Below are 20334 nucleotides of genomic sequence, written 5' to 3' on the forward strand. Positions count from 1 at the left end.
TGTTTGCATGACGGTGGAGACAGCGCGTTCGCCAGCCGCCCGCGCGTGGGCGCGATTTCGGCGCAACCGCCTGGGCTTTTGGAGCCTGGTGCTGTTTGTGGTGCTGGTGGTCATCAGTCTGGGGGCGGAGTTGGTCAGCAACGACAAGCCGCTGGCCGTGCGCTATGAGGGGCAGATGTACTGGCCGCTGTGGCACAGCTATCCCGAAAAGGTGTTTGGTGGCGACTTTGACACCGCCACCGACTACCTGGACCCCTTCATCCAGGCGCAGCTGTCCAAGGGCAGCAACTGGGCGGTGTTTCCGCCCAACCCCTATGGCGCCAACACCATCAACTACTTTGCCCAGTCGCCCAACCCGGCGCCGCCCACCACGGCCAACTGGCTGGGCACGGACGACCGGGGCCGCGACATGCTGGCCCAGCTGCTGTACGGCTTTCGCGTCAGCGTGCTGTTTGCGCTGGCGCTGACAGCCACCGGCGTGCTGCTGGGCGTGGTGACCGGCGCCATCCAGGGCTTTTTCGGCGGCAAGACAGACTTGGTGTTCCAGCGCTTCATCGAAATCTGGGGCTCCATGCCTGAGCTCTACCTGCTGATCATCTTCTCTGCCGTGTTTGCGCCCAGCATCACCTTGCTGCTGGTGCTGCTCAGCCTGTTTGGCTGGATGGGGCTGTCCGACTATGTGCGGGCCGAGTTCCTGCGCAACCGCCAGCTGGATTATGTGAAGGCGGCGCGGGCGCTGGGGGTGTCCAACGGCCAGATCATCGGTCGCCACATCCTGCCCAACAGCATGACGCCGGTGGTCACCTTTCTGCCCTTTCGCATGAGTGCGGCCATTCTGGCGCTGACGTCGCTGGACTTTCTGGGCCTGGGGGTGCCGCCCGGCACCCCCAGCCTGGGCGAGCTGCTGAGCCAGGGCAAGAACAATATCGACGCCTGGTGGATTTCGCTGTCCACCTTTGGCGTGCTGGTTACCACGCTGCTGCTGCTGACCTTCATGGGGGATGCGCTGCGCGATGCGCTGGACCCGCGCAAGGCGATGGAAACACCGGCGGCACCTGCCGCCCCCGCCGGTGCGGGCAAGGGGGGCGCATGAGCGAGTCCACATCGATGAATCCGGTCCCTCTGCTGTCGGTACGCGATCTGCGCGTGGCCTTTGGCAGCAAAGAGGTGGTGCACGGCACCAGCTTTGAGCTGCATGCCGGTGAAAAACTGGCCCTGGTGGGTGAATCCGGCTCGGGCAAGACGGTCACGGCGCTGGGTCTGCTGCGCCTGCTGGGCGATGCCCGCATCAGCGGCCAGGCCCTGCTGGATGGGCGCGACCTGCTGACTTTGCCGGAGCGGCAGATGCAGACCGTGCGCGGCGGTGATGTGGCCATGATCTTTCAGGAGCCGATGACGGCATTGAACCCGCTGATGACCGTGGGCGACCAGGTGGCGGAGGTGCTGCTGATCAAGCAGGCCCTCAGCAAGGCCCAGGCCTGGAAGCAGGCCGTGGAGTTGCTGGCCACCACCGGTATTCCGGAGCCCGAGCGCCGCGGCGCCGCCTATCCGCACCAGCTCAGCGGTGGCCAGCGCCAGCGCGCCATGATTGCCATGGCCCTGGCGTCCCAGCCGCGCCTGCTGCTGGCCGATGAGCCCACCACCGCGCTGGACGTGACGCTGCGCACGCAGATTCTGGCGCTGCTGAGCGATCTGCAGCGCCAGACCGGCATGGCCATGGTGCTGATCACCCACGACCTGCACCTGGTGCGCCGCTTTGCCGACCGTGCCGTGGTGATGGAGCATGGCCATCTGGTGGAGCAGGGCCCTGTGGCGCAGTTGTTTGCAGCGCCGCAGCACCCCTACACCCGCAAACTGCTGTCCAGTGCGCCCCGGCGCCAGGTGGTGGAAGTGGCGGACGGCGCCGTGCCCCAGCCCCCTGTGCTGCATACCCAGGATCTGCGCGTGGCCTATGCCACACCGCTGCCGGGCATCAAGGGGTGGTTCCGCCATGGCGAATTCGTGGCTGTGCAGGGCGCCAGCCTGGCGCTGCAGCCAGGCCAGACCCTGGGTGTGGTGGGCGAGTCGGGTTCGGGCAAGTCCACCCTGGCGCAGGCCATCCTGGGGTTGCTGCCGTCCAAAGGGGTTTTGGACGTGGGCGGTCAGCCTTGGCAGCAGCCGGCCATCCGCAACAGCCCCCACAACCAGCGGCTGCGCCGCCAGGTGCAGGTGGTGTTCCAGGACCCGTTCTCGTCGCTGTCGCCGCGCATGACGGTGGGCGAGATCGTGGGGGAAGGCCTGCGGGTGCATGCGTCCGCGCTGTCGGCCGGGCAGGTGCGCCAGCAGGTGCTGGCCATGCTGGAGGAGGTTGGCCTGAGCGAAGCCCAGTTCCCCGGCCTGCTGGAGCGCTACCCGCATGAATTTTCCGGCGGCCAGCGCCAGCGCATTGCCGTGGCCCGCGCCCTGGTGCTGGAGCCGCAGCTGCTGGTGCTGGACGAGCCCACCAGCGCGCTGGATGTGACCATTCAGCAACAGGTGCTGGCCTTGCTGCAGCGCCTGCAGCGCGAGCGCGGTCTGGCGTATCTGCTGATCACCCACGATATGGACGTGATCCGCGCCATGGCCCACCAGGTGCTGGTGATGAAGGATGGCGCCATCGTGGAGCAAGGCCCGGCCCTGGAGCTGCTGGCCCAGCCCCGCCATCCCTATACCCAGAAGCTGGTGGCGGCCACGCAATAGGGCAGGCACCCCGGAAGGGGCATGCGCCACCCATGGCCTGCCGGGGCGGAGTGTCGGCGCCTTTGCTCCGCACGGGTGGGCGGCTGGGCGCATGGCCGCCGCCTTGCCGCAGCAAGCTGTGTGGGTGCTAGTAGCTGCCGGTGGGGTTGACGCCGTCCTGGTGCACCCAGATCACGCGGTCCACCGGTACGCCCATCTCGCGCGCCTGGCGCAGCAGGCGCTCTTCCACCCCCATGGGCAAAAAAGGTGTGCGCGACAGAATCCAGAAGCGGTCCAGCTGCGAGCCCACCACCATGGCCCAGCGGTATTTGGGGTCCAGCGCCACCACGTTGTAGCCGTCGTAGAACGGCCCGAAAAACGCCACTTTCAACGCACCCACATCCGGCCCCAGCACGGTCTTGGCTTTGCCGGTGGCGATATGCCATTCGCGCTTGCGTGGGTCGTAGCCGCGGTTTTCCACGCGGATACCGCCATTGGGCAGGCGGCTGTATTCGGCCTGGGTGCGCTGCAGGCCTTTTTCAAAACGGTTGTCGATGCGCGCGACCTCGTACCACTTGCCCAGGTAGCGGCCTAGTTCAAAGTCGGACACCGGTATGGCCGTGAGGGGAATCGGCGGGCGGCGCAGCGCATACCAGGCAATCGCGCCCACGGTGGTCAGCGCCAGGGTGGCCAGCACGGGGATGTTGCGTTCCAGCACCTGCGAAACCGGCAGATGGCCGCGTGCTTCTGTGGGGTCCTGGCGGAGCGGATCGGGGAGGCGGAGCATGGCAGGTTCCTTTGGCTGCAAACAGGGAAGTCGGGCGGCGCAAACGGGTGCGGTTACCAGCTTAGGCATATCCGCAGGCGCTTGCTATAGGTTCTGACTGTAGGTGTGGCGTAGTTGCAGCGCTTGTAGTCCATTTCTGGCAAAACGCGTGCGCAGGTGCAGGGCTTGCGGTCCTGTCAGCGTACCGGCAGCGGTGTGCCAGAGGGTGGCTTGTGCAGGAAAGCGGATGCAGTACAAAGCTGTGCATTGCGGGTTTTTACGGAGCCGGCGGAGGGGCGCCCCGGCCGCACCGCAGGGAAATTCCATGCTGCATGGCGCGGAACGCGGGCCCTTGCGGCCTTGGTCGAGGGCGCAGCAGTGTTTTTGAATGACCGCTGAAACCGGCCTGCAACGCAGGTGGCACTAGCACAGTTGGCTATGTATTTATGACTTTGTGCAGGGATTTGCACGCGCACTGTTCAAGCCGGGCGCTGGATGTGGAAGAATCCTGCCCTTTACCGTTGTTCGCAAAAGGAGTCCATCATGGGCAACAAAATCGTGACCGAAGCCGATCGCAAGTTCACCCCCCAACCCGCAGTGCCTAACGGCGTGACCCTGCCCACCGGTGGCCGTGGCCAGCGCGTGAGCCTGGAACGTGGTTCGCACACCCGCAGCAAGAAGAACCCTGGCAAGCGCCACGGTTGATTCCCGGACCTGCAGGCGCCTTGCCTGCGGATCTGCTGCACAACAGCCCGCCTTGGCGGGCTGTTGTCGTTTTGGGGTCGTCCACCGTGTGCAGAGGCACATGCCATGGGCGCACAGGGAGGCCGTCACGACCGTATGTGGCGATCTGGCTGCTGGCCAGGGGGTGTTCTCCCGGATGGTGGAGCCGGACGGCTCTGGCTAGCGTGTGGGCATGCACCACAGGCTTTGCGCATTGGGGGATGGACGGATTTCACCACGGTATGAAGCACCGGGAGTTTCCGGTGCGTGGCGCAGGCATCAGCACGGACTGGCGCGGGTCGCTGCTGCGCTATGGGTGGCACTGTGCGCCGTGACTGGTGCAGCGGGTATAGCAGGTGCGGCAGTTGCAGCGCAGGCCATGCCTTCTGTTGCGCCGCAGCCATCCCCTTTATCTCCGTTGTCGCCAGCTCTGTCAGCGCCTTCTCCCTGGGCAGGCCAGGGCGCCGTGCCCTCGCTGCAAGCCAGCCATGTGGCGGCCTGCACCGCCTGCCATGGGCCGCAGGGGCGGGCCACGCCGTCCGGTTACTTTCCACGCATTGCGGGCAAGCCCGAGGAATACCTCTACCAGCAACTGCTGAACTTCCGCGATGGCCGGCGCAGCTACCCCTTGATGGGCCATCTGCTGCAGCACCTGGATGACGGCATGCTGCGGGGCATGGCGCGTTATTTTGCGGCGCTGGATGTGCCGTATCCGCCGCCGGAGCCCCCGGCTTCCACGGCGGCCCGCCTGGCGCGTGGCGCACAGCTGGTGCGCCAGGGCGATGCCGCACGCGGCATTCCTGCCTGCACCCAATGCCATGGAGCGCAGCTGACGGGCAGTCTGCCGGCGGTGCCCGGGCTGCTGGGTCTCTCGCGCGACTACCTGAACAGCCAGCTGGGAGCCTGGCGTGCCGGGCGGCGCGCCGCCCGCGCGCCGGACTGCATGGCCCAGGTGGCCAAGGGGCTGGCGCTGGAGGATGTGGCCGATCTGAGCGCCTGGCTGGCCACACAGCCCGTGCCCGTGCACTCCAAGCCATCCGCCTCTGCGGCCGTGCGCTGGCCGCTGCCTTGCGGTGCGGCGCCGCAACCCGGGGAGGGCCGGCCATGAGTGCGCCACGGATGCCGCGCGCCATGGCGCAGCCCATGCCGGTCGGCCTGGGGGCGCGGGGGCGGCGCCGGTGGATGCGGGTTGTGGTTCTGTGCGCCTTGCTGGCTGTGGCCGCGCTGGCCTGGCTGCTGTGGCGCGGCAGTGCGGCGGGCACGCCGTCGGAGACGAAGGGTGCGGAGTCGTCGGCGCCGCCTTCTGCCGCGGTGCTGGAGCGCGGGGCCTATCTGGTGCGGGTCGGCGCCTGCATGGGCTGCCACACCGCCCAGGGCGGTGTGGTGCTGGCGGGGGGAGGCGAGGTGCGCACGCCGTTTGGCGTGTTCCATGCGCCGAATCTGACCCCCGATGCCGAGACCGGTCTGGGCCGCTGGAGCCTGGCCGATTTTCGTCGCGCCATGCGCCACGGCGTGGCGCCCGGCGGGCGCTTGCTGTACCCCGCATTCCCTTACGAGCAGTACACGGCCTTGCGTACGGATGACGTGGATGCCCTCTACCACTACCTGCGCAGCCTGCCGCCGGTGGCGCAGCCGGCCCAGCCGCATGTGCTGGCGTTTCCCTATGGGTCCCAATGGGCGCTGGCCCTGTGGCGCGGGCTGTACTTCCGCCCGGCCGCTGCTGTGGCGCAGGAAGGGGAGGCTGGGCCACTGGAAGCGGGGCGGTATCTGGTGCAGGCTGTGGCACATTGCGCGGCCTGCCATTCCCCGCGCAATGGCCTGGGGGCGCTGGGGGGCGGCCAGCGGCTGGAAGGGGGGCTGATGCCCACCGAGGGCTGGCAGGCGCCGTCGTTGCTGGACAGCCGCGAGGCCGGCGTGCAGCGCTGGACGCCGCAGGCCGTGGTGCAGCTGCTGCGCACCGGGCGCACCGATGAAGGGGCCACGGCCAGTGGCCCCATGGCGGATGCGGTGTTCTGGAGCACCCGGTATCTGACGGACGGCGATGCCCGGGCCGTGGCCGCCTATCTGCAGCGTCTGCCGGATGCGGCGGCGGGTACAGGGGGCAGTGGGGGAGAGGCCGCGGTGCCGCCGCCCGCCGCAGGGGGCGGTCAACGCTATGACAGCGGCGCCCAGGCCAATTTCCGTCACTATTGTGCAGACTGCCATGGTGCCCAGGGCCAGGGGGGCGGCCCTGGCGGGGCGTTTCCCCCATTGGCGGGCAACCGGGCGGTGCTGCGCAGCGAACCCGGCAATATGCTGCGCAGTATTTTGCAGGGCGGCTATGCCCCCGCGACGGCGGGCAACCCGGCGCCGCATGGCATGCCTCCGTTCATGCAGACCCTGGGCGATGCGGAAATCGCAGCGCTGGCCACGTATATCCGCCAGTCCTGGGGCAACCAGGCTGCGACAGTCGCTACCATGGAGGTTTTTCGCGCCCGGCAGGGCCGTCCGTGACGGCGGCTGGCGGGCCAGGAGTGCAATGCAAATGAAGGATGCGGCTGTGCCGACCGCGGCGCCCGAGGTGTCTGCCGACCCCTGGTGGGTGGTGTGCCTGTGCGCCGGCTGGTGCGGGGTGTGCCGGGATTACCGCAGCGGATTCGATGCCATGGCCCAGCGCTGGCCGGACGTGCGCTGGGAATGGCTGGATGTGGAGGACCGGGAAGACCTTGTGGACGATGTGGATGTGGAGACTTTTCCCACGCTGCTGATCGGCCAGGGGGCGCGTGCGTTCTTCCTGGGGCCGCTGCTGCCGCAGCATGCGGTGCTGGAGCGGCTGGTGGCCTCTTTTATCGATGGCGCGCCGGCCACGCCCCAGTTGCCGCCCGAGGCCACACCGCTTTTTCAGCGGGTGACAGCCGCACTGGCGTAAGGCGGTCTGGAGGCTTCCATCCGGCTTGTGGGCTGTCTTTGCGAATCAACGCTTTAGCGGCTACAATACGGGCTTCACGACCAAACGGGCGGGTAACAACCGCCCGTTTTTTTTGGTCGGTAGGATTTGGAGCTCGAAGCTGCCGCCCTATCAGAGCGGTGGTTATCGGGTTTTTTGTACTTCCGGGATTGAACTGAATACACGTGGCATTACAGCAAATCGTTGAAGAAACCGTGACAGGTCTGGGCTACGACCTGGTCGAGATCGAACGCACCGCAGGCGGGCTGTTGCGTATTACGATTGATTTGCCTTGGGCGCCGCCGGCCGAGGGCCAGGCTGCGCCGCTGCTGGAGCAGTTCATCACCGTCGAAGACTGCGAACGTGTGACACGCCAACTGCAGTTTGCGCTGGAAGTCGATGGCGCCGATTACAAGCGCCTGGAAGTTTCGTCGCCCGGCATCGACCGTTTGCTGCGCCACGAGCAGGACTTCATCCGTTTTGAAGGCCAGGAGGTGGACTTGACGCTCAAGGAAGCCATTGGCGAGGCGGCGACCGGCAGCATCAATGCCAATCGCAAGAAATTCCGCGGCACGCTGGAGCGCGCCGAAGGCGGTGGGTGGCAGATCGTCTGGAGCGATGCCCCTCCCATCAAGCCTGGGGTACGAGTGAGTAAAAAGCGTGAAGCGCCGCCACTGCAGGCGCTGGGCTTCACGTTCGACGAGTTGCGTGAAGCGCGGCTGGCGCCCATCGTCAATTTCAAAGGGCGCGCGGCCAAGCCGGAGTAAGGCTGGATCGTCATCGTTTGGGCAAGGAAGGCGCTGTGGGTGCCTCCTCTTGGAAAGAAAATAGGAGAGTCGTCGCATGAATCGCGAACTGTTGATGTTGGTGGAAGCCATTTCGCGTGAAAAGAATGTCGAGCACGATGTGGTTTTCGGCGCGGTGGAACAAGCGCTGGCGCAAGCCACAAAGAAGCTGTACGAAGGTGAAGTGGACATTCGTGTGGCGATCGACCGCGACAGCGGCGACTACGACACTTTCCGCCGCTGGGTGGTGGTGCCGGATGACGCCGGTCTGCAAAACCCCGATGCCGAAGAAATGCTGATGGACGCGGAAGATCGCGTGCCCGGCATCCAGGTGGGCGAGTTCATTGAAGAGCAGATCGAATCGCTGCCCATCGGCCGTATCGGTGCGATGGCCGCCAAGCAGGTCATCCTGCAGAAGATCCGTGACGCCGAGCGCGAAATGCTGCTCAACGAATTCATGGCCCGTGGCGAAAAGATCTTCACCGGCACGGTCAAGCGCATGGACAAGGGCGACATCATTGTCGAATCCGGCCGTGTGGAAGGCCGTCTGCGCCGTGGGGAAATGATCCCCAAGGAAAACCTGCGCAACGGCGACCGCGTGCGCGCCATGATCATGGAAGTGGACCTGACGCTGCGTGGCGCTCCCATCATCCTGTCGCGTTCCGCACCGGAATTCATGATCGAGCTGTTCCGCAACGAAGTGCCGGAAATCGAGCAAGGTCTGCTGGAAATCAAGAGCTGCGCACGCGATGCGGGCAGCCGTGCGAAAATCGCCGTGATCTCCCATGACAAGCGCGTGGATCCCATCGGTACCTGCGTGGGCGTGCGTGGTTCGCGCGTCAATGCCGTGACCAATGAGCTGGCCGGCGAGCGCGTGGATATCGTGCTGTGGTCGGAAGACCCTGCGCAGTTCGTGATCGGCGCCCTGGCGCCTGCGAACGTGTCGTCCATCGTGGTGGATGAAGAAAAGCACGCCATGGACGTGGTGGTGGACGAGGAAAACCTGGCCATCGCCATCGGCCGTGGTGGTCAGAACGTGCGTCTGGCCTCCGACCTGACAGGTTGGAAGATCAACATCATGGATGCCGCCGAGTCTGCCCAGAAGCAGGCTGTGGAAACCGACTCCGCCCGCAAGCTGTTCATGGAAAAGCTGGACGTGGATGAGGAATTCGCCGGCATCCTGATTGACGAAGGTTTCAGCAGCCTGGAAGAGGTGGCCTATGTGCCCATCGCCGAAATGCTGGAAATCGAGGCGTTCGACGAGGAAACCGTCAACGAACTGCGTGCACGTGCCAAGGATGCACTCCTGACGATGGAAATCGCCAAGGAAGAGAGCGTGGCCCATGTCTCCCAGGATCTCCGTGATCTGGAAGGCCTGACACCGGATCTGGTGGCCAAGCTGGCTGCTGGTGGTGTGCAAACCCGTGATGATCTGGCTGACCTGGCCATCGACGAGCTGACCGAACTGACCGGTCAGACCGCTGATGAAGCCAAGGCGCTGATCATGAAGGCGCGCGAGCACTGGTTCACGCAGGGTGAAGAGTAAGGGTACGGAGGTAAGTAGGAAATATGTCGTTGAATACAGTCGCCGAGTTTGCCGCCGAACTCAAGAAAACCCCCGAGACCCTGCTCGAACAACTGAAGTCCGCAGGTGTGGCCAAAGCCACGTCTGCAGATCCTTTGACCGAATCGGACAAGCAAAAACTACTCAGCTTCCTGAAGGCCAGCCATGGCGCGGAAGGTGCTGACCGCAAGAAGATTACGTTGACCAAAAAATCGACGAGTGAGATCAAGCAGGCCGATGCCACTGGCAAGGCCCGCACCATTCAGGTGGAAGTGCGCAAGAAGCGCACCTTCATCCAACGCGACGAAACCCCGGCCGAAGCTGCCGCCCAGGCTGCACGCCCTGCGGCCGAACTGGCCCGCCGTGAGGAAGAGGCCCGCCTGCAAGTGGAAGACCTGCGCAAGCAGGAAGAAGCACTGGTGACCGAACGCAAGGAACGCGAAGAGCGCGAAGAGCTGGTGCGCCGCGAGCGCGAAGCCGAAGAGCGCGCCCGTGCCTATGCCGAAGCCGAAGCTGCCAAGGTGCGCCAGGAAAAGGAAGCCAAGAAGGAAGCCGCTGCAGAAGCTGTGGCCGCCCAGGAAGCCCGCGTTTCGGCACAGGCCGAAGCCCGTGCCAAGGCCGACGAGGAATCCCGCCAGCGCGCTGCGGAAGAAGCCGCACGTGCCAAGGATCTGGACGAGCGCCGCCGCAAGGCCCTGGCAGAAGCCGAAGCCATCCGTGCCATGATGGCCGCTCCCAAGAAGGTGCTGGTCGCCAAGAAGCCGGAAGAGCCCAAGAAGCCTGCAGCAACCACGGCCGACGCCAAGAAGGCCGCGCCTGCAGCCAAGGATGGCAAGCCTGCCGCCGGCGGTGCGACCGCCAACGCGGGTGCCGGCAACCGCAACGGCGGTGGCAAGGAAGTCAAGTCGGCCAAGCTGTCCTCCAGCTGGGCCAATGACGCCAACGGCAAGAAGAAGGAAATCAAGACCCGTGGCGACAGCTCGGGCGGCGTGGGCCGTTCGAACTGGCGCGGTGGTCCGCGTGGTGGCCGTCGCGGCAATGACCGCAACGACCAGCAACAACAGCAGAGCCAGGAATTCCGCCAGCTGGAGATTTCGGTGCCCGAAACCATCACTGTGGCCGAACTGGCGCACAAGATGGCCATCAAGGCTTCCGAAGTGATCAAGTCGCTGATGAAGATGGGCCAGATGGTCACCATCAACCAGCCGCTGGACCAGGACACCGCCATGATCGTGGTGGAAGAAATGGGCCACGTGGCCAAGGTGGCTGCACTGGACGATCCGGAAGCGTTCACCGCCGAGGAAGTGTCCAACTCCGAAGCCGAGATGATCTCCCGCGCTCCTGTGGTGACCGTCATGGGCCACGTGGACCACGGCAAGACCTCGCTGCTGGACTACATCCGCCGCACCAAGGTGGCGTCGGGCGAAGCCGGTGGCATTACCCAGCACATCGGTGCCTACCACGTGCAGACGCCACGCGGCATGATCACCTTCCTGGACACCCCGGGTCACGAGGCCTTCACGGCCATGCGTGCCCGCGGCGCCAAGTCCACCGACATCGTGATTCTGGTGGCCGCTGCCGACGACGGCGTGATGCCCCAGACCAAGGAAGCCATCAAGCACGCCAAGGCGGCTGGTGTTCCTATCGTGGTGGCCATCACCAAGTCGGACAAGCCCGATGCCAACCCCGACCGCGTCAAGCAGGAGCTGGTGGTGGAAGAGGTGCTGCCCGAAGAGTACGGTGGTGACTCGCCTTTCGTGTCCGTGTCGTCCAAGACCGGCCAGGGCATCGACGAGCTGCTGGAGCAGGTGCTGCTGCAGGCCGAAGTGCTGGAACTGAAGGCGCCAGTGGATGCCGCTGCCAAGGGTCTCGTGATCGAAGCACAGCTGGACAAGGGCCGCGGTACCGTGGCCACCGTGCTGGTGCAGTCCGGTACGCTGAAGGTGGGCGACATCGTGCTGGCAGGCCAGACCTATGGCCGCGTGCGTGCCATGCTGGACGAAGACGGCAAGCAGACCAAGGAAGCCGGTCCGTCGATTCCGGTCGAAATCCAGGGTCTGAACGAAGTGCCCATGGCCGGTGATGACTTCATGGTGCTGAGCGACGAACGCCGTGCCCGTGAAATCGCCACCTACCGCGCTGGCAAGTTCCGCAACACCAAGCTGGCCAAGCAACAAGCCGCCAAGCTGGAAAACATGTTCGCCGAAATGTCCGCTGGCGATGTGCAGACGCTGCCCATCATCATCAAGGCCGACATGCAGGGTTCGCAGGAAGCACTGGCTGCCTCGCTGCTCAAGCTGTCGACCGAGGAAATCAAGGTCCAGCTGGTGTACTCCGGCGTGGGCGGTATCTCGGAATCCGACGTCAACCTGGCGCTGGCCTCCAAGGCCATCATCATCGGTTTCAACGTGCGTGCAGACGCCCAGGCCCGCAAGACGGCCGAAGGCAACGACGTGGACATCCGCTACTACAACATCATCTACGACGCCGTGGATGAAGTGAAGTCGGCCATGTCGGGCATGCTGGCCCCCGAGAAGCGCGAAGAGATCATCGGTATGGCCGAGATCCGCACCGTGTTCGTGGCAACGAAGATCGGCACCATTGCCGGTTCGTACATCACGCAAGGTCACGTCACCCGCAATGCACACTTCCGTCTGCTGCGCGACAACGTGGTCATCTACACGGGCGAGATCGAGTCGCTGCGCCGTATGAAGGACGACGTCAAGGAAGTCAAGGAAGGCTTCGAGTGCGGTATCAAGCTCAAGAACTACAACGACATTCGTGAGAACGACATGCTCGAAGTGTTCGAGATCAAGGAAATCGCGCGTACGCTGTAATCACCGATGGCAACACGCAAGAAGTCCGCTGCGCCCAATCGCAGCTTCAAAGTCTCCGACCAGATCCAGCGCGATCTGTCGGAGCTGATCGCCCGCGAGTTGAAGGACCCGCGCGTTGGCATGGTCACGCTGCAAAGCGTGGAGGTGACGCCCGACTATGCCCACGCCAAGGTCTACTTCAGCCTGCTGGTGGGTGATCCTGAACAAACCGAAATGGCACTGAACCAGGCCGCAGGCTTTCTGCGCAACGGCCTGTTCAAGCGCCTGCACATCCATACCGTGCCCACGCTGCACTTCCATTTCGACCGCACCACCGAGCGTGCGGCCGACATGAACGCCTTGATTGCCAAGGCTGTGGCGTCGCGCGGACCTGAAGAAGGCTGAGCAGATGAACGCCCCTCGCACACGGGTGCAGCGGCGCCCTGTGCATGGGGTGTTGCTGCTTGACAAGCCGCTGGGCCTTTCCAGCAATGACGCTTTGCAGAAGGTGAAGTGGTTGTTGCGCGCGGAAAAGGCCGGCCATACCGGAACCCTGGACCCCCTGGCCAGTGGCGTGCTGCCGCTGTGCTTTGGTGCGGCCACCAAGTTCAGCCAGCTGCAGCTGGAAGCACCCAAGACCTATACCGCCATTGCCCGCCTGGGGCAGACCACGACCACGGCCGATGCCGAGGGCGCGGTGCTGCGCGAGCGTCCGGTGGACCTGGTGTCCATCACGCCCGAGCGTCTGGCTGCCGTGCAGGCCCAGTTCACTGGCGACATCCAGCAGGTGCCGCCGATGTACAGCGCCCTGAAGAAAGACGGCAAGGCCTTGTATGAGTACGCCCGCGCGGGTGTGGAGATCGAGCGCCCGGCGCGCGCGGTCACGATCCACGCACTGAAGCTGGCGCTGACGCAGGACGAGGACGGCCAGCCGGCCATTGAAATGGTGGTGACCTGCAGCAAGGGCACGTACATCCGTACGCTGGCCGAGGATGTAGGCGAGGCCCTGGGCTGTGGTGCGCACCTGCGCGCGCTGCGCCGTACCGATACCGGTGGCATCGATCTTGCACGCTGCGTGACGCTGCAGGCGCTGATCGATATGCCGGAGGCCGAACGCATGCAGCATGTGCTGCCTGCGGACACATTGCTGCATGCCCATGTGCCTGTCACATTGGGCGAGCAAGATGCCGGACGTTTCCTGTCCGGCTTGCGCCGCCGTGGCGACTGGCCCGATGCCAGTGCCGTGGCGGTGTATGGAGACCAACCCCGTGCCCTGTTGGGTGTGGGGCATGTCACAAGCGGGGAGCTGATTCCTGACCGCCTGCTCAGTCCCCTGGAAATTCAACAGATTTTGGAAGGCACGCCGCTGCACACAGAGCGCGGCAGTTTGGAAACTTTATGAGCAAACAAATCCGCAACATCGCCATCATTGCGCACGTTGACCATGGCAAGACCACCATGGTTGACCAGCTGCTGCGCCAATCCGGTACCTTTGCCGAACACGAAAAAGTCGTGGACACGGTGATGGACAACCACGCCATCGAACGTGAACGTGGCATCACGATTCTGGCCAAGAACTGCGCCGTGTCCTGGAAGGACACCCACATCAACATTCTGGACACCCCCGGTCACGCGGACTTCGGTGGCGAAGTGGAACGTGCCCTGTCCATGGTGGACGGTGTGGTGCTGCTGATCGACGCGCAAGAAGGCCCCATGCCCCAGACGCGTTTCGTGACCAAGAAGGCGCTGGCCCTGGGCCTGCGTCCCATCGTGGTCGTGAACAAGGTGGACAAGCCGGGTGCCAACCCCGACAAGGTCGTCAACGCTGCGTTCGACCTGTTCGACAAGCTGGGCGCCACCGATGAACAGCTGGACTTCCCCGTGGTGTATGCCTCGGGCATTAACGGCTGGTCTTCGAAGGAAGAGGGCGAGCCCGGCGCACAATGGGGTACCGACATGTCGGCCCTGTTCGACACCATTCTGGAGCACGTGCCTTCGGTGCAAGGCGATGCTTCGGCACCCCTGCAGATGCAGATCTCGGCGCTGGACTACTCCACGTTCGTGGGCCGTATCGGCGTGGGCCGCATCACCCAAGGTACGCTGAAGGTGAACCAGAGCGTGACGGTCATGGCCGGTCCGGAAGGCAAGCCTTACAACGGCAAGATCAACCAGATCCACCAGTTCCAGGGTATCGATCGCGTGCAAGTGACCGAAGCCGGTCCTTCGGACATCGTGCTGATCAGCGGTATCGAAAACATCGGTATCGGCGAAACCATCACCGATCCCGCCAATCCCCAGCCTCTGCCGATGCTGAAGATTGACGAGCCCACGCTGACCATGAACTTCTGCGTGAACACCTCGCCTCTGGCAGGTCGTGAAGGCAAGTTCGTGACCAGCCGCCAGATCTGGGACCGTCTGCAAAAGGAACTGCGTTCCAACGTGGCGCTGCGCGTCAAGGAAACCGACGAAGACGGTATCTTTGAAGTCTCCGGCCGTGGTGAACTGCACCTGACCATTCTGCTGGAAGAAATGCGTCGCGAAGGCTATGAGCTGGCTGTGTCCAAGCCCCGCGTGGTGATGCAGATGATCGACGGTGTCCGCCACGAGCCTATCGAGCTGGTGACGGCCGACATCGAAGAAGGTCACCAAGGCGGCGTGATGCAGGCCCTGGGCGAGCGCAAGGGCGAGCTGGTGAACATGGAGCCCGATGGCCGCGGTCGCGTCCGTCTGGAATACCGCATCCCGGCCCGTGGCCTGATCGGTTTCACCAACGAATTCCTGAACCTGACCCGTGGTTCCGGCCTGATCGCCAACATCTTCGACAGCTACGAACCCCATAAGGGCGACATCGGCGGCCGCAAGAACGGCGTGCTGATTTCCATGGACGACGGTGAAATCTTCACCTACGCCCTGGGCAAGCTGGACGACCGTGGTCGCATGTTCGTCAAGCCCAACGACCCCGTGTATGAAGGCATGATCGTCGGTATCCACAGCCGTGACAACGATCTGGTGGTGAACGCCACCCGTACCAAGCAGCTGACCAACTTCCGCGTGAGCGGCAAGGAAGACGCGATCAAGATCACGCCTCCCATCGAGCTGTCGCTGGAATACGGCGTGGAATTCATCGAAGACGACGAGCTGCTGGAAATCACCCCCACCAGCCTGCGCGTGCGCAAGCGCCACCTGAAGGAGCACGACCGCAAGCGTGCTTCGCGCGAAAACGCGTAAGCCAGCGGCTGCTTCGGCAGCTGTTGCACACAAAGGCCGCCCTGTGCGGCCTTTTTCTTTGGGTATTGCGGTTGCAATAGCTGCCGCCGCAGGGCCAGATCGCGCAATACGCTGGCGGTGGTGCGCGCGGGGGACAGAAATCGGCACCATCCTCGGTTATCGTGCCGGTTTGACCGGGCGCAGCCGTAGTACTCGTGGCGTGCGCCGGATCCGCGAACCCCTACGGAGAGATTTCCCCCATGACAGAGACAACCGCAGACGTTCTGGCCGAAGTGCGTGGCCAGGTCGGCTTTATCACCCTGAACCGCCCCAAGGCCATCAATGCCCTGTCGCTGGGCATGGTGCGTGCGTTGCTGGCCCAGCTGCTGGCCTGGCAGCATGACGACAAGGTGCTGGCCGTGGCGATCCGCGGCAGCCACAAGGAAGGCGTGTTCGGCCACTTCTGCGCGGGCGGGGACATCCGCTTTCTGCATGCGGCAGGCAGCACGGGCAACCCCGAGCTGGAGGACTTCTTCACCGAGGAATACGCCCTCAACCACCTGATCTTCAACTATCCCAAGCCCTATATTGCCTTCATGGACGGCATCGTCATGGGCGGCGGCATGGGCATCAGCCAGGGCGCCAGCCTGCGCATCGTGACCGAGAAGACCAAGATGGCCATGCCCGAGACCGTCATCGGTCTGTTCCCCGATGTGGGCGGCGGCTACTTCCTGTCGCGCTGCCCCGGTCATGTGGGGGAGTGGCTGGCGTTGACCGGTGACACCATCACCGCGGCCGATGCCATCGCCTTCAAGCTGGCCGATGCCTACCTGCCCACGGCAGAGCAGGGCGCGCTGTGGGAGGCGCTGGCCACCCAGTCCTTTGCCGACGGGCAGGCGGTGCAGGCTTTTGCACAGGCACGCACGCAGGCCCAGGCACCGGGCACAGTGCGCAGCACGGCCGATATCGACCGTGTGTTTGCCCTGCCCACGGTGCAGGCCATCATCGACACGCTGGAAGCCGATGGCAGCGAATGGGCCCAGAGCACGGCGGCGGCGCTGCGCAAGCGTTCGCCCCTGATGCTGCATGTGGTGCTGGAGCAGATCCGCCGCGCGCGCGGCATGGATGTGGCCACCGATCTGCGCATGGAGCGCGACATGGTGCGCCACTGCTTCTATCTGCGCCCCGGCCAGAGTGAGACCGTGGAGGGTGTGCGTGCGCTGGCGGTGGACAAGGACCACAACCCGCAATGGAATCCGCCACGCATTGAAGAGGTGAGCGAGGAGCTGTGGCGCGCCTTCTTTGTTAGCCCCTGGCCAGCGCACTCCCACCCGCTGGCCATGCTGAAAGACGCGTAAGCCGGCACGGCAGGCGCTGCGGGCGCCGCTGCGCCGCAGACCGAGGCCGCACCCAGGTGCGGCTTTTTTCTGCCTGATTGGTGGCTGGATGCTGCGCAGCCACCAGCAGCAGTTGGACCATGCCCGATGCGGCGCCGGCAGCCCGCGCGCCATGCACGGCCACGTTGTCACACAGGCGCAAAAAAAGCCGCGCAAGGCGGCCTGTGGCGGGGTGAGTGTGCGCCTTAGCGGTTGCGGCTTTTCAGGGCGCGTTCGACCTCGCGCTTGCCTTCGCGGTCCTTGATGACATCGCGCTTGTCGTGCTCGGCCTTGCCCTTGGCCAGTGCGATGTCGCACTTCACGAAGCCGTTCTTCCAGTGCAGGTTGATGGGCACCAGGGTGTAGCCTTTTTGTTCGACTTTGGTCGTCAGGCGCTCGATGTCGTTCTTCTTGAGCAGCAGCTTCTTGATGCGCGCGGCGTCGGGGTTGACGTGGGTGGAGGCGGTCTTGAGTGGGTTGATCTGGCAGCCCAGCAGGAACATCTCGCCCTCCTTGATGAGGACGTAGCCATCGGTCAGCTGCACCTTGCCTTCGCGCAGGGCCTTGACCTCCCAGCCGTGCAGCACCACGCCGGCTTCGTAGCGCTCTTCGAAGAAGTAATTGAAAGCCGCTTTCTTGTTGTCTGCAATGCGCGAGGGTGTTTCGGTTTTTTTCGTTGCCATGGGTCTTTGATACGGTGCGCCCCGTGCCAGCAGGGCTCTCTCTACAATGGGCGCTTTGCCGCAAGATGCAATTCTAGTTTCGCACGGTCTGTCGTGCCGCCAGGGAAATCATTCCCGGTGGGCGCCAGGGCCCTGCAGCGCTCTGATGAAAAACGTCCACAAATCCGTCCTGATCTGGTACAGCCCTGCTGAAATGTACGCCCTCGTTACCGATGTGGCGCGCTATCCGGAGTTTTTGCCATGGTGCTCCCACACACAGGTGCTGGAGCAGGACGCCACGGGCATGACGGCCGAGGTGGGCATGTCCCTGGGCGGACTCAAGAAGTCCTTCATCACCCGCAACACACACGAAGCAGGCCACAGCGTGGCCATGCGGCTGATCAAAGGGCCGTTCTCGCGGCTGGAAGGGCGCTGGATCTTCCACCCCGTAGGTGATGGCAGCCAGCGCGCTTGCAAGGTCGAGCTGCAACTGGATTACGGTTTTGACTCCGCGCCGCTGGCGGCGCTGGTCGGGCCGGTGTTCGACCGCATCGCCAATTCCATGGTGGATGCCTTCATCAAGCGTGCCGAAGCCGTGTATGGCTGAGCATTCCCCATCTGAGGCGGTCGCGCCGCCCCCGGCGGAGCTGGCGGTGTGGGTATGCCATTCGCCCGCGCCGGGCGAAGTGCAGGAGCACTGCCTGCAACTGCCTGCGCCCGCCACCGTGGCCGACGCCCTGCAGGCGGCTGGCCTGGCTTGGCAGGAAGGGCAGGCTTGCGGCATCTGGGGGCGGGTGTGCGATGCCGCCACCCTGCTGCATTCCGGGGACCGGGTGGAGCTCTACCGCCCCTTGACAGTGGACCCCAAGGTGGCGCGCCGCGAACGCTTTGCCCAGCAGGGCGCACGCCGCTCCGGGCTGTTTGCCAAGCGCAGAGCGAACAGCAAGGCAGGCTACTGATCGCTTGATGAGGCCGTGCGTCAGGTGCGCGCCGTGCCTGATTCTTGTAGGCGGGTGGCATGGCCTTCCACGATCTCTTGAGCCATCCTTCAACTTTAGAACGGCACGTCCCCAGGCTTCGGTGTGGCCCCGCATCGGGCCGGGTGCATGGTGTGTTCTTGCATAAGTCATGTGGACGTGCTGTGTCGTAAGGGGCGCCGCGCCGCACTAGCAGAAGTCGGCCGCGGGCGTGGAGGGCAGGGCAGTTCAGGGTGTGCCATGCATGGGGACTGGGGCCATCCGTTGGCAAAGGGAATCGAAGGGCAGGTACAATCTTTCTTTTGGAGCTTTCACATGCGCCTTCTCGGTAAAGCACTGACGTTCGACGACGTTCTGCTGGTTCCCGCATTCTCTGAAGTCCTGCCCAAGGACGTTTCCCTCTCCACCCAATTCACGCGCAACATCACGCTGAACCTGCCCCTGGTTTCGGCCGCGATGGACACTGTGACAGAAGCGCGTCTGGCGATTGCCATTGCCCAGGAAGGCGGCATTGGCGTGATCCACAAGAACATGACGGCCGAGCAGCAAGCCGCCGAAGTGTCCAAGGTCAAGCGCCACGAATCCGGTGTGGTGCACGATCCCGTGGTGATCACCCCCAATCACACCGTGCTGCAAGTGCTGCAGCTGTCGGAAGAGCGCGGTATCTCCGGTTTCCCCGTGTGCGACGGCGGCAAGGTGGTCGGCATTGTGACCAGCCGCGATGTGCGTTTCGAAACGCGCTACGACGTCAAGGTCCGCGAGATCATGACGCCGCGTGAAAAGCTCATCACCGTCAATGAAAAAGACGGCACCACCCCGGCTCAGGCCAAGGCGCTGCTGAACAAGCACAAGCTCGAGCGTATCCTGGTGGTGAACGATGCCTTTGAGCTCAAGGGTCTGATCACGGTCAAGGACATCAACAAGCAGACCACCTTCCCCAATGCGGCGCGTGACTCCGCCGGTCGCCTGCGTGTGGCCGCTGCCGTGGGCGTGGGTGCTGGCACCGAAGAGCGCGTGGAACTGCTGGTCAAGGCCGGTGTGGATGCGCTGGTGGTAGACACGGCACACGGCCACTCCAAGGGCGTGATTGACCGCGTGCGCTGGGTCAAGCAGCACTACCCTCAGGTGGACGTGATCGGCGGCAATATTGCCACCGGCGCGGCTGCGCTGGCACTGGTGGAAGCCGGTGCCGATGGCGTGAAGGTTGGTATCGGCCCAGGCTCCATCTGCACCACCCGTATCGTGGCAGGTGTGGGTGTGCCCCAGATCATGGCCATCGACAACGTGGCCCAGGCCCTGAAGGGCACGGGCGTGCCGCTGATCGGTGACGGTGGTATCCGTTTCTCGGGTGACATCGCCAAGGCGCTGGCTGCTGGTGCCTCCACCATCATGATGGGCGGCATGTTCGCCGGTACCGAAGAGGCTCCAGGCGAAGTGATCCTGTACCAGGGCCGCTCGTACAAGAGCTACCGTGGCATGGGCTCGATCGGTGCCATGCAGCAAGGCTCGGCCGACCGCTACTTCCAGGAATCCTCCACCGGCAACCCCAATGCCGACAAGCTGGTACCCGAGGGCATCGAAGGCCGCGTGCCCTACAAGGGCTCCATGGTTTCCATCGTCTACCAGATGGCCGGCGGCGTGCGCGCCTCCATGGGCTACTGCGGTTGCGCCACGATTGCCGAGATGAACGAACGCGCCGAGTTTGTGGAAATCACGGCGGCCGGCATCCGTGAATCCCATGTGCACGATGTGCAGATCACCAAGGAAGCGCCGAACTACCGCGCGGACTGAGCTCCACTAAATCTGACCAGATTGCAAATTCTGGTCTGAATGCT

Annotated in this window: 18 protein-coding genes; 16 read left to right on the forward strand and 2 right to left on the reverse strand. The window is 64.3% G+C overall.

The genetic code is table 11. The features are described from left to right. Positions 1-7 precede the first annotated feature (7 nt). Both KW830_RS18510 and KW830_RS18515 read left to right on the forward strand, forming a co-directional pair. On the forward strand, positions 8-1093 hold the full coding sequence (locus KW830_RS18510; protein ID WP_225608567.1) for an ABC transporter permease: 1086 nt from the start codon (positions 8-10) through the stop codon (positions 1091-1093). Next, entirely contained in the window at positions 1090-2718 is a 1629-nt protein-coding gene (locus KW830_RS18515; protein ID WP_218334009.1) for an ABC transporter ATP-binding protein, read from the forward strand. Before KW830_RS18510 ends, KW830_RS18515 begins: the two co-directional genes overlap by 4 nt. A 127-nt stretch (positions 2719-2845) precedes the next feature. On the opposite strand, the gene KW830_RS18520 is transcribed toward KW830_RS18515, so the two are convergent. Continuing rightward, a complete protein-coding gene (locus KW830_RS18520) occupies positions 2846-3484 on the reverse strand; it encodes a lipocalin family protein (RefSeq protein WP_218334010.1) in 639 nt (212 codons plus the stop codon). A gap of 522 nt (positions 3485-4006) precedes the next feature. On the opposite strand from KW830_RS18520, the gene KW830_RS18525 reads away from it, so the two are divergent. From KW830_RS18525 to KW830_RS18575, 11 genes are all read left to right on the forward strand, one after another. After that, a complete protein-coding gene (locus KW830_RS18525) occupies positions 4007-4168 on the forward strand; it encodes a hypothetical protein (RefSeq protein ID WP_172591824.1) in 162 nt (53 codons plus the stop codon). A 397-nt stretch (positions 4169-4565) separates the two neighbouring features. Continuing rightward, the gene (locus KW830_RS18530) at positions 4566-5294 is read left to right on the forward strand and encodes a c-type cytochrome (RefSeq protein WP_218334011.1); all 729 of its coding nucleotides are present in this window, start codon (positions 4566-4568) and stop codon (positions 5292-5294) included. Beyond that, the gene (locus KW830_RS18535; protein WP_255578833.1) at positions 5291-6679 is read left to right on the forward strand and encodes a c-type cytochrome; all 1389 of its coding nucleotides are present in this window, start codon (positions 5291-5293) and stop codon (positions 6677-6679) included. The genes KW830_RS18530 and KW830_RS18535 overlap by 4 nt, the downstream gene beginning before the upstream one ends. A gap of 31 nt (positions 6680-6710) precedes the next feature. After that, entirely contained in the window at positions 6711-7094 is a 384-nt protein-coding gene (locus KW830_RS18540; RefSeq protein ID WP_218334012.1) for a thioredoxin family protein, read from the forward strand. Positions 7095-7297: 203 nt separating this feature from the next. Beyond that, positions 7298-7879, forward strand: coding sequence for a ribosome maturation factor RimP (gene rimP, locus KW830_RS18545; RefSeq protein ID WP_218334013.1), 582 nt, complete (start codon positions 7298-7300; stop codon positions 7877-7879). A 76-nt stretch (positions 7880-7955) separates the two neighbouring features. Beyond that, on the forward strand, positions 7956-9443 hold the full coding sequence (gene nusA / locus KW830_RS18550) for a transcription termination factor NusA (RefSeq protein ID WP_066534993.1): 1488 nt from the start codon (positions 7956-7958) through the stop codon (positions 9441-9443). A gap of 23 nt (positions 9444-9466) precedes the next feature. Then, entirely contained in the window at positions 9467-12298 is a 2832-nt protein-coding gene (gene infB, locus KW830_RS18555) for a translation initiation factor IF-2 (protein ID WP_066534992.1), read from the forward strand. A 6-nt stretch (positions 12299-12304) separates the two neighbouring features. After that, positions 12305-12682: a 30S ribosome-binding factor RbfA gene (rbfA, locus tag KW830_RS18560; protein WP_066534991.1), complete on the forward strand. Its 378-nt coding sequence runs from the start codon at positions 12305-12307 to the stop codon at positions 12680-12682. Between the two features lie 4 nt (positions 12683-12686). Further along, the gene (gene truB, locus KW830_RS18565) at positions 12687-13679 is read left to right on the forward strand and encodes a tRNA pseudouridine(55) synthase TruB (RefSeq protein ID WP_066534985.1); all 993 of its coding nucleotides are present in this window, start codon (positions 12687-12689) and stop codon (positions 13677-13679) included. Continuing rightward, complete coding sequence (gene typA, locus KW830_RS18570) at positions 13676-15505, forward strand: translational GTPase TypA (protein WP_066534982.1); 1830 nt, start codon at positions 13676-13678, stop codon at positions 15503-15505. The genes truB and typA overlap by 4 nt, the downstream gene beginning before the upstream one ends. A 239-nt stretch (positions 15506-15744) precedes the next feature. Beyond that, positions 15745-16842 (forward strand): enoyl-CoA hydratase/isomerase family protein, encoded by a 1098-nt coding sequence (locus KW830_RS18575; RefSeq protein ID WP_218334014.1) that lies wholly within the window; start codon positions 15745-15747, stop codon positions 16840-16842. A 224-nt stretch (positions 16843-17066) separates the two neighbouring features. Here the strand turns inward: KW830_RS18575 and smpB are convergent, their stop codons facing one another. Beyond that, the gene (smpB, locus tag KW830_RS18580) at positions 17067-17543 is read right to left on the reverse strand and encodes an SsrA-binding protein SmpB (protein ID WP_066534976.1); all 477 of its coding nucleotides are present in this window, start codon (positions 17541-17543) and stop codon (positions 17067-17069) included. Between the two features lie 145 nt (positions 17544-17688). Here smpB and KW830_RS18585 point away from each other — a divergent pair, with 145 nt between their 5' ends. The 3 genes from KW830_RS18585 to guaB all read left to right on the forward strand — a co-directional run bounded on the left by KW830_RS18585 (position 17689) and on the right by guaB (position 20290). Further along, positions 17689-18129: a type II toxin-antitoxin system RatA family toxin gene (locus KW830_RS18585; protein ID WP_066534972.1), complete on the forward strand. Its 441-nt coding sequence runs from the start codon at positions 17689-17691 to the stop codon at positions 18127-18129. Next, positions 18122-18481, forward strand: a complete 360-nt coding sequence (locus KW830_RS18590) for an RnfH family protein (RefSeq protein WP_066534970.1) — start codon at positions 18122-18124, stop codon at positions 18479-18481. Before KW830_RS18585 ends, KW830_RS18590 begins: the two co-directional genes overlap by 8 nt. Positions 18482-18814: 333 nt before the next feature. Beyond that, positions 18815-20290 (forward strand): IMP dehydrogenase, encoded by a 1476-nt coding sequence (guaB, locus tag KW830_RS18595; RefSeq protein ID WP_066534967.1) that lies wholly within the window; start codon positions 18815-18817, stop codon positions 20288-20290. Positions 20291-20334: the final 44 nt, after the last annotated feature.

The organism is Comamonas sp. CMM03 (assembly GCF_019218715.1).
Taxonomy (GTDB): Bacteria; Pseudomonadota; Gammaproteobacteria; order Burkholderiales; family Burkholderiaceae_C; genus Comamonas; species Comamonas terrigena.

What these genes read in the sequence shown, in the direction of transcription:
- infB (WP_066534992.1), top strand. Translation starts at nt 9,467, where the DNA reads ATGTCGTTGAATACAGTCGCCGAGTTTGCCGCCGAACTCAAGAAAACC.
- KW830_RS18515 (WP_218334009.1), top strand. Translation starts at nt 1,090, where the DNA reads ATGAGCGAGTCCACATCGATGAATCCGGTCCCTCTGCTGTCGGTACGC.
- smpB (WP_066534976.1), bottom strand. Translation starts at nt 17,543, where the DNA reads ATGGCAACGAAAAAAACCGAAACACCCTCGCGCATTGCAGACAACAAG.
- KW830_RS18530 (WP_218334011.1), top strand. Translation starts at nt 4,566, where the DNA reads ATGCCTTCTGTTGCGCCGCAGCCATCCCCTTTATCTCCGTTGTCGCCA.
- KW830_RS18590 (WP_066534970.1), top strand. Translation starts at nt 18,122, where the DNA reads ATGGCTGAGCATTCCCCATCTGAGGCGGTCGCGCCGCCCCCGGCGGAG.
- nusA (WP_066534993.1), top strand. Translation starts at nt 7,956, where the DNA reads ATGAATCGCGAACTGTTGATGTTGGTGGAAGCCATTTCGCGTGAAAAG.
- KW830_RS18540 (WP_218334012.1), top strand. Translation starts at nt 6,711, where the DNA reads ATGAAGGATGCGGCTGTGCCGACCGCGGCGCCCGAGGTGTCTGCCGAC.
- KW830_RS18520 (WP_218334010.1), bottom strand. Translation starts at nt 3,484, where the DNA reads ATGCTCCGCCTCCCCGATCCGCTCCGCCAGGACCCCACAGAAGCACGC.
- KW830_RS18575 (WP_218334014.1), top strand. Translation starts at nt 15,745, where the DNA reads ATGACAGAGACAACCGCAGACGTTCTGGCCGAAGTGCGTGGCCAGGTC.
- typA (WP_066534982.1), top strand. Translation starts at nt 13,676, where the DNA reads ATGAGCAAACAAATCCGCAACATCGCCATCATTGCGCACGTTGACCAT.
- guaB (WP_066534967.1), top strand. Translation starts at nt 18,815, where the DNA reads ATGCGCCTTCTCGGTAAAGCACTGACGTTCGACGACGTTCTGCTGGTT.
- KW830_RS18535 (WP_255578833.1), top strand. Translation starts at nt 5,291, where the DNA reads ATGAGTGCGCCACGGATGCCGCGCGCCATGGCGCAGCCCATGCCGGTC.
- KW830_RS18525 (WP_172591824.1), top strand. Translation starts at nt 4,007, where the DNA reads ATGGGCAACAAAATCGTGACCGAAGCCGATCGCAAGTTCACCCCCCAA.
- rbfA (WP_066534991.1), top strand. Translation starts at nt 12,305, where the DNA reads ATGGCAACACGCAAGAAGTCCGCTGCGCCCAATCGCAGCTTCAAAGTC.
- KW830_RS18510 (WP_225608567.1), top strand. Translation starts at nt 8, where the DNA reads ATGACGGTGGAGACAGCGCGTTCGCCAGCCGCCCGCGCGTGGGCGCGA.
- truB (WP_066534985.1), top strand. Translation starts at nt 12,687, where the DNA reads ATGAACGCCCCTCGCACACGGGTGCAGCGGCGCCCTGTGCATGGGGTG.
- KW830_RS18585 (WP_066534972.1), top strand. Translation starts at nt 17,689, where the DNA reads ATGAAAAACGTCCACAAATCCGTCCTGATCTGGTACAGCCCTGCTGAA.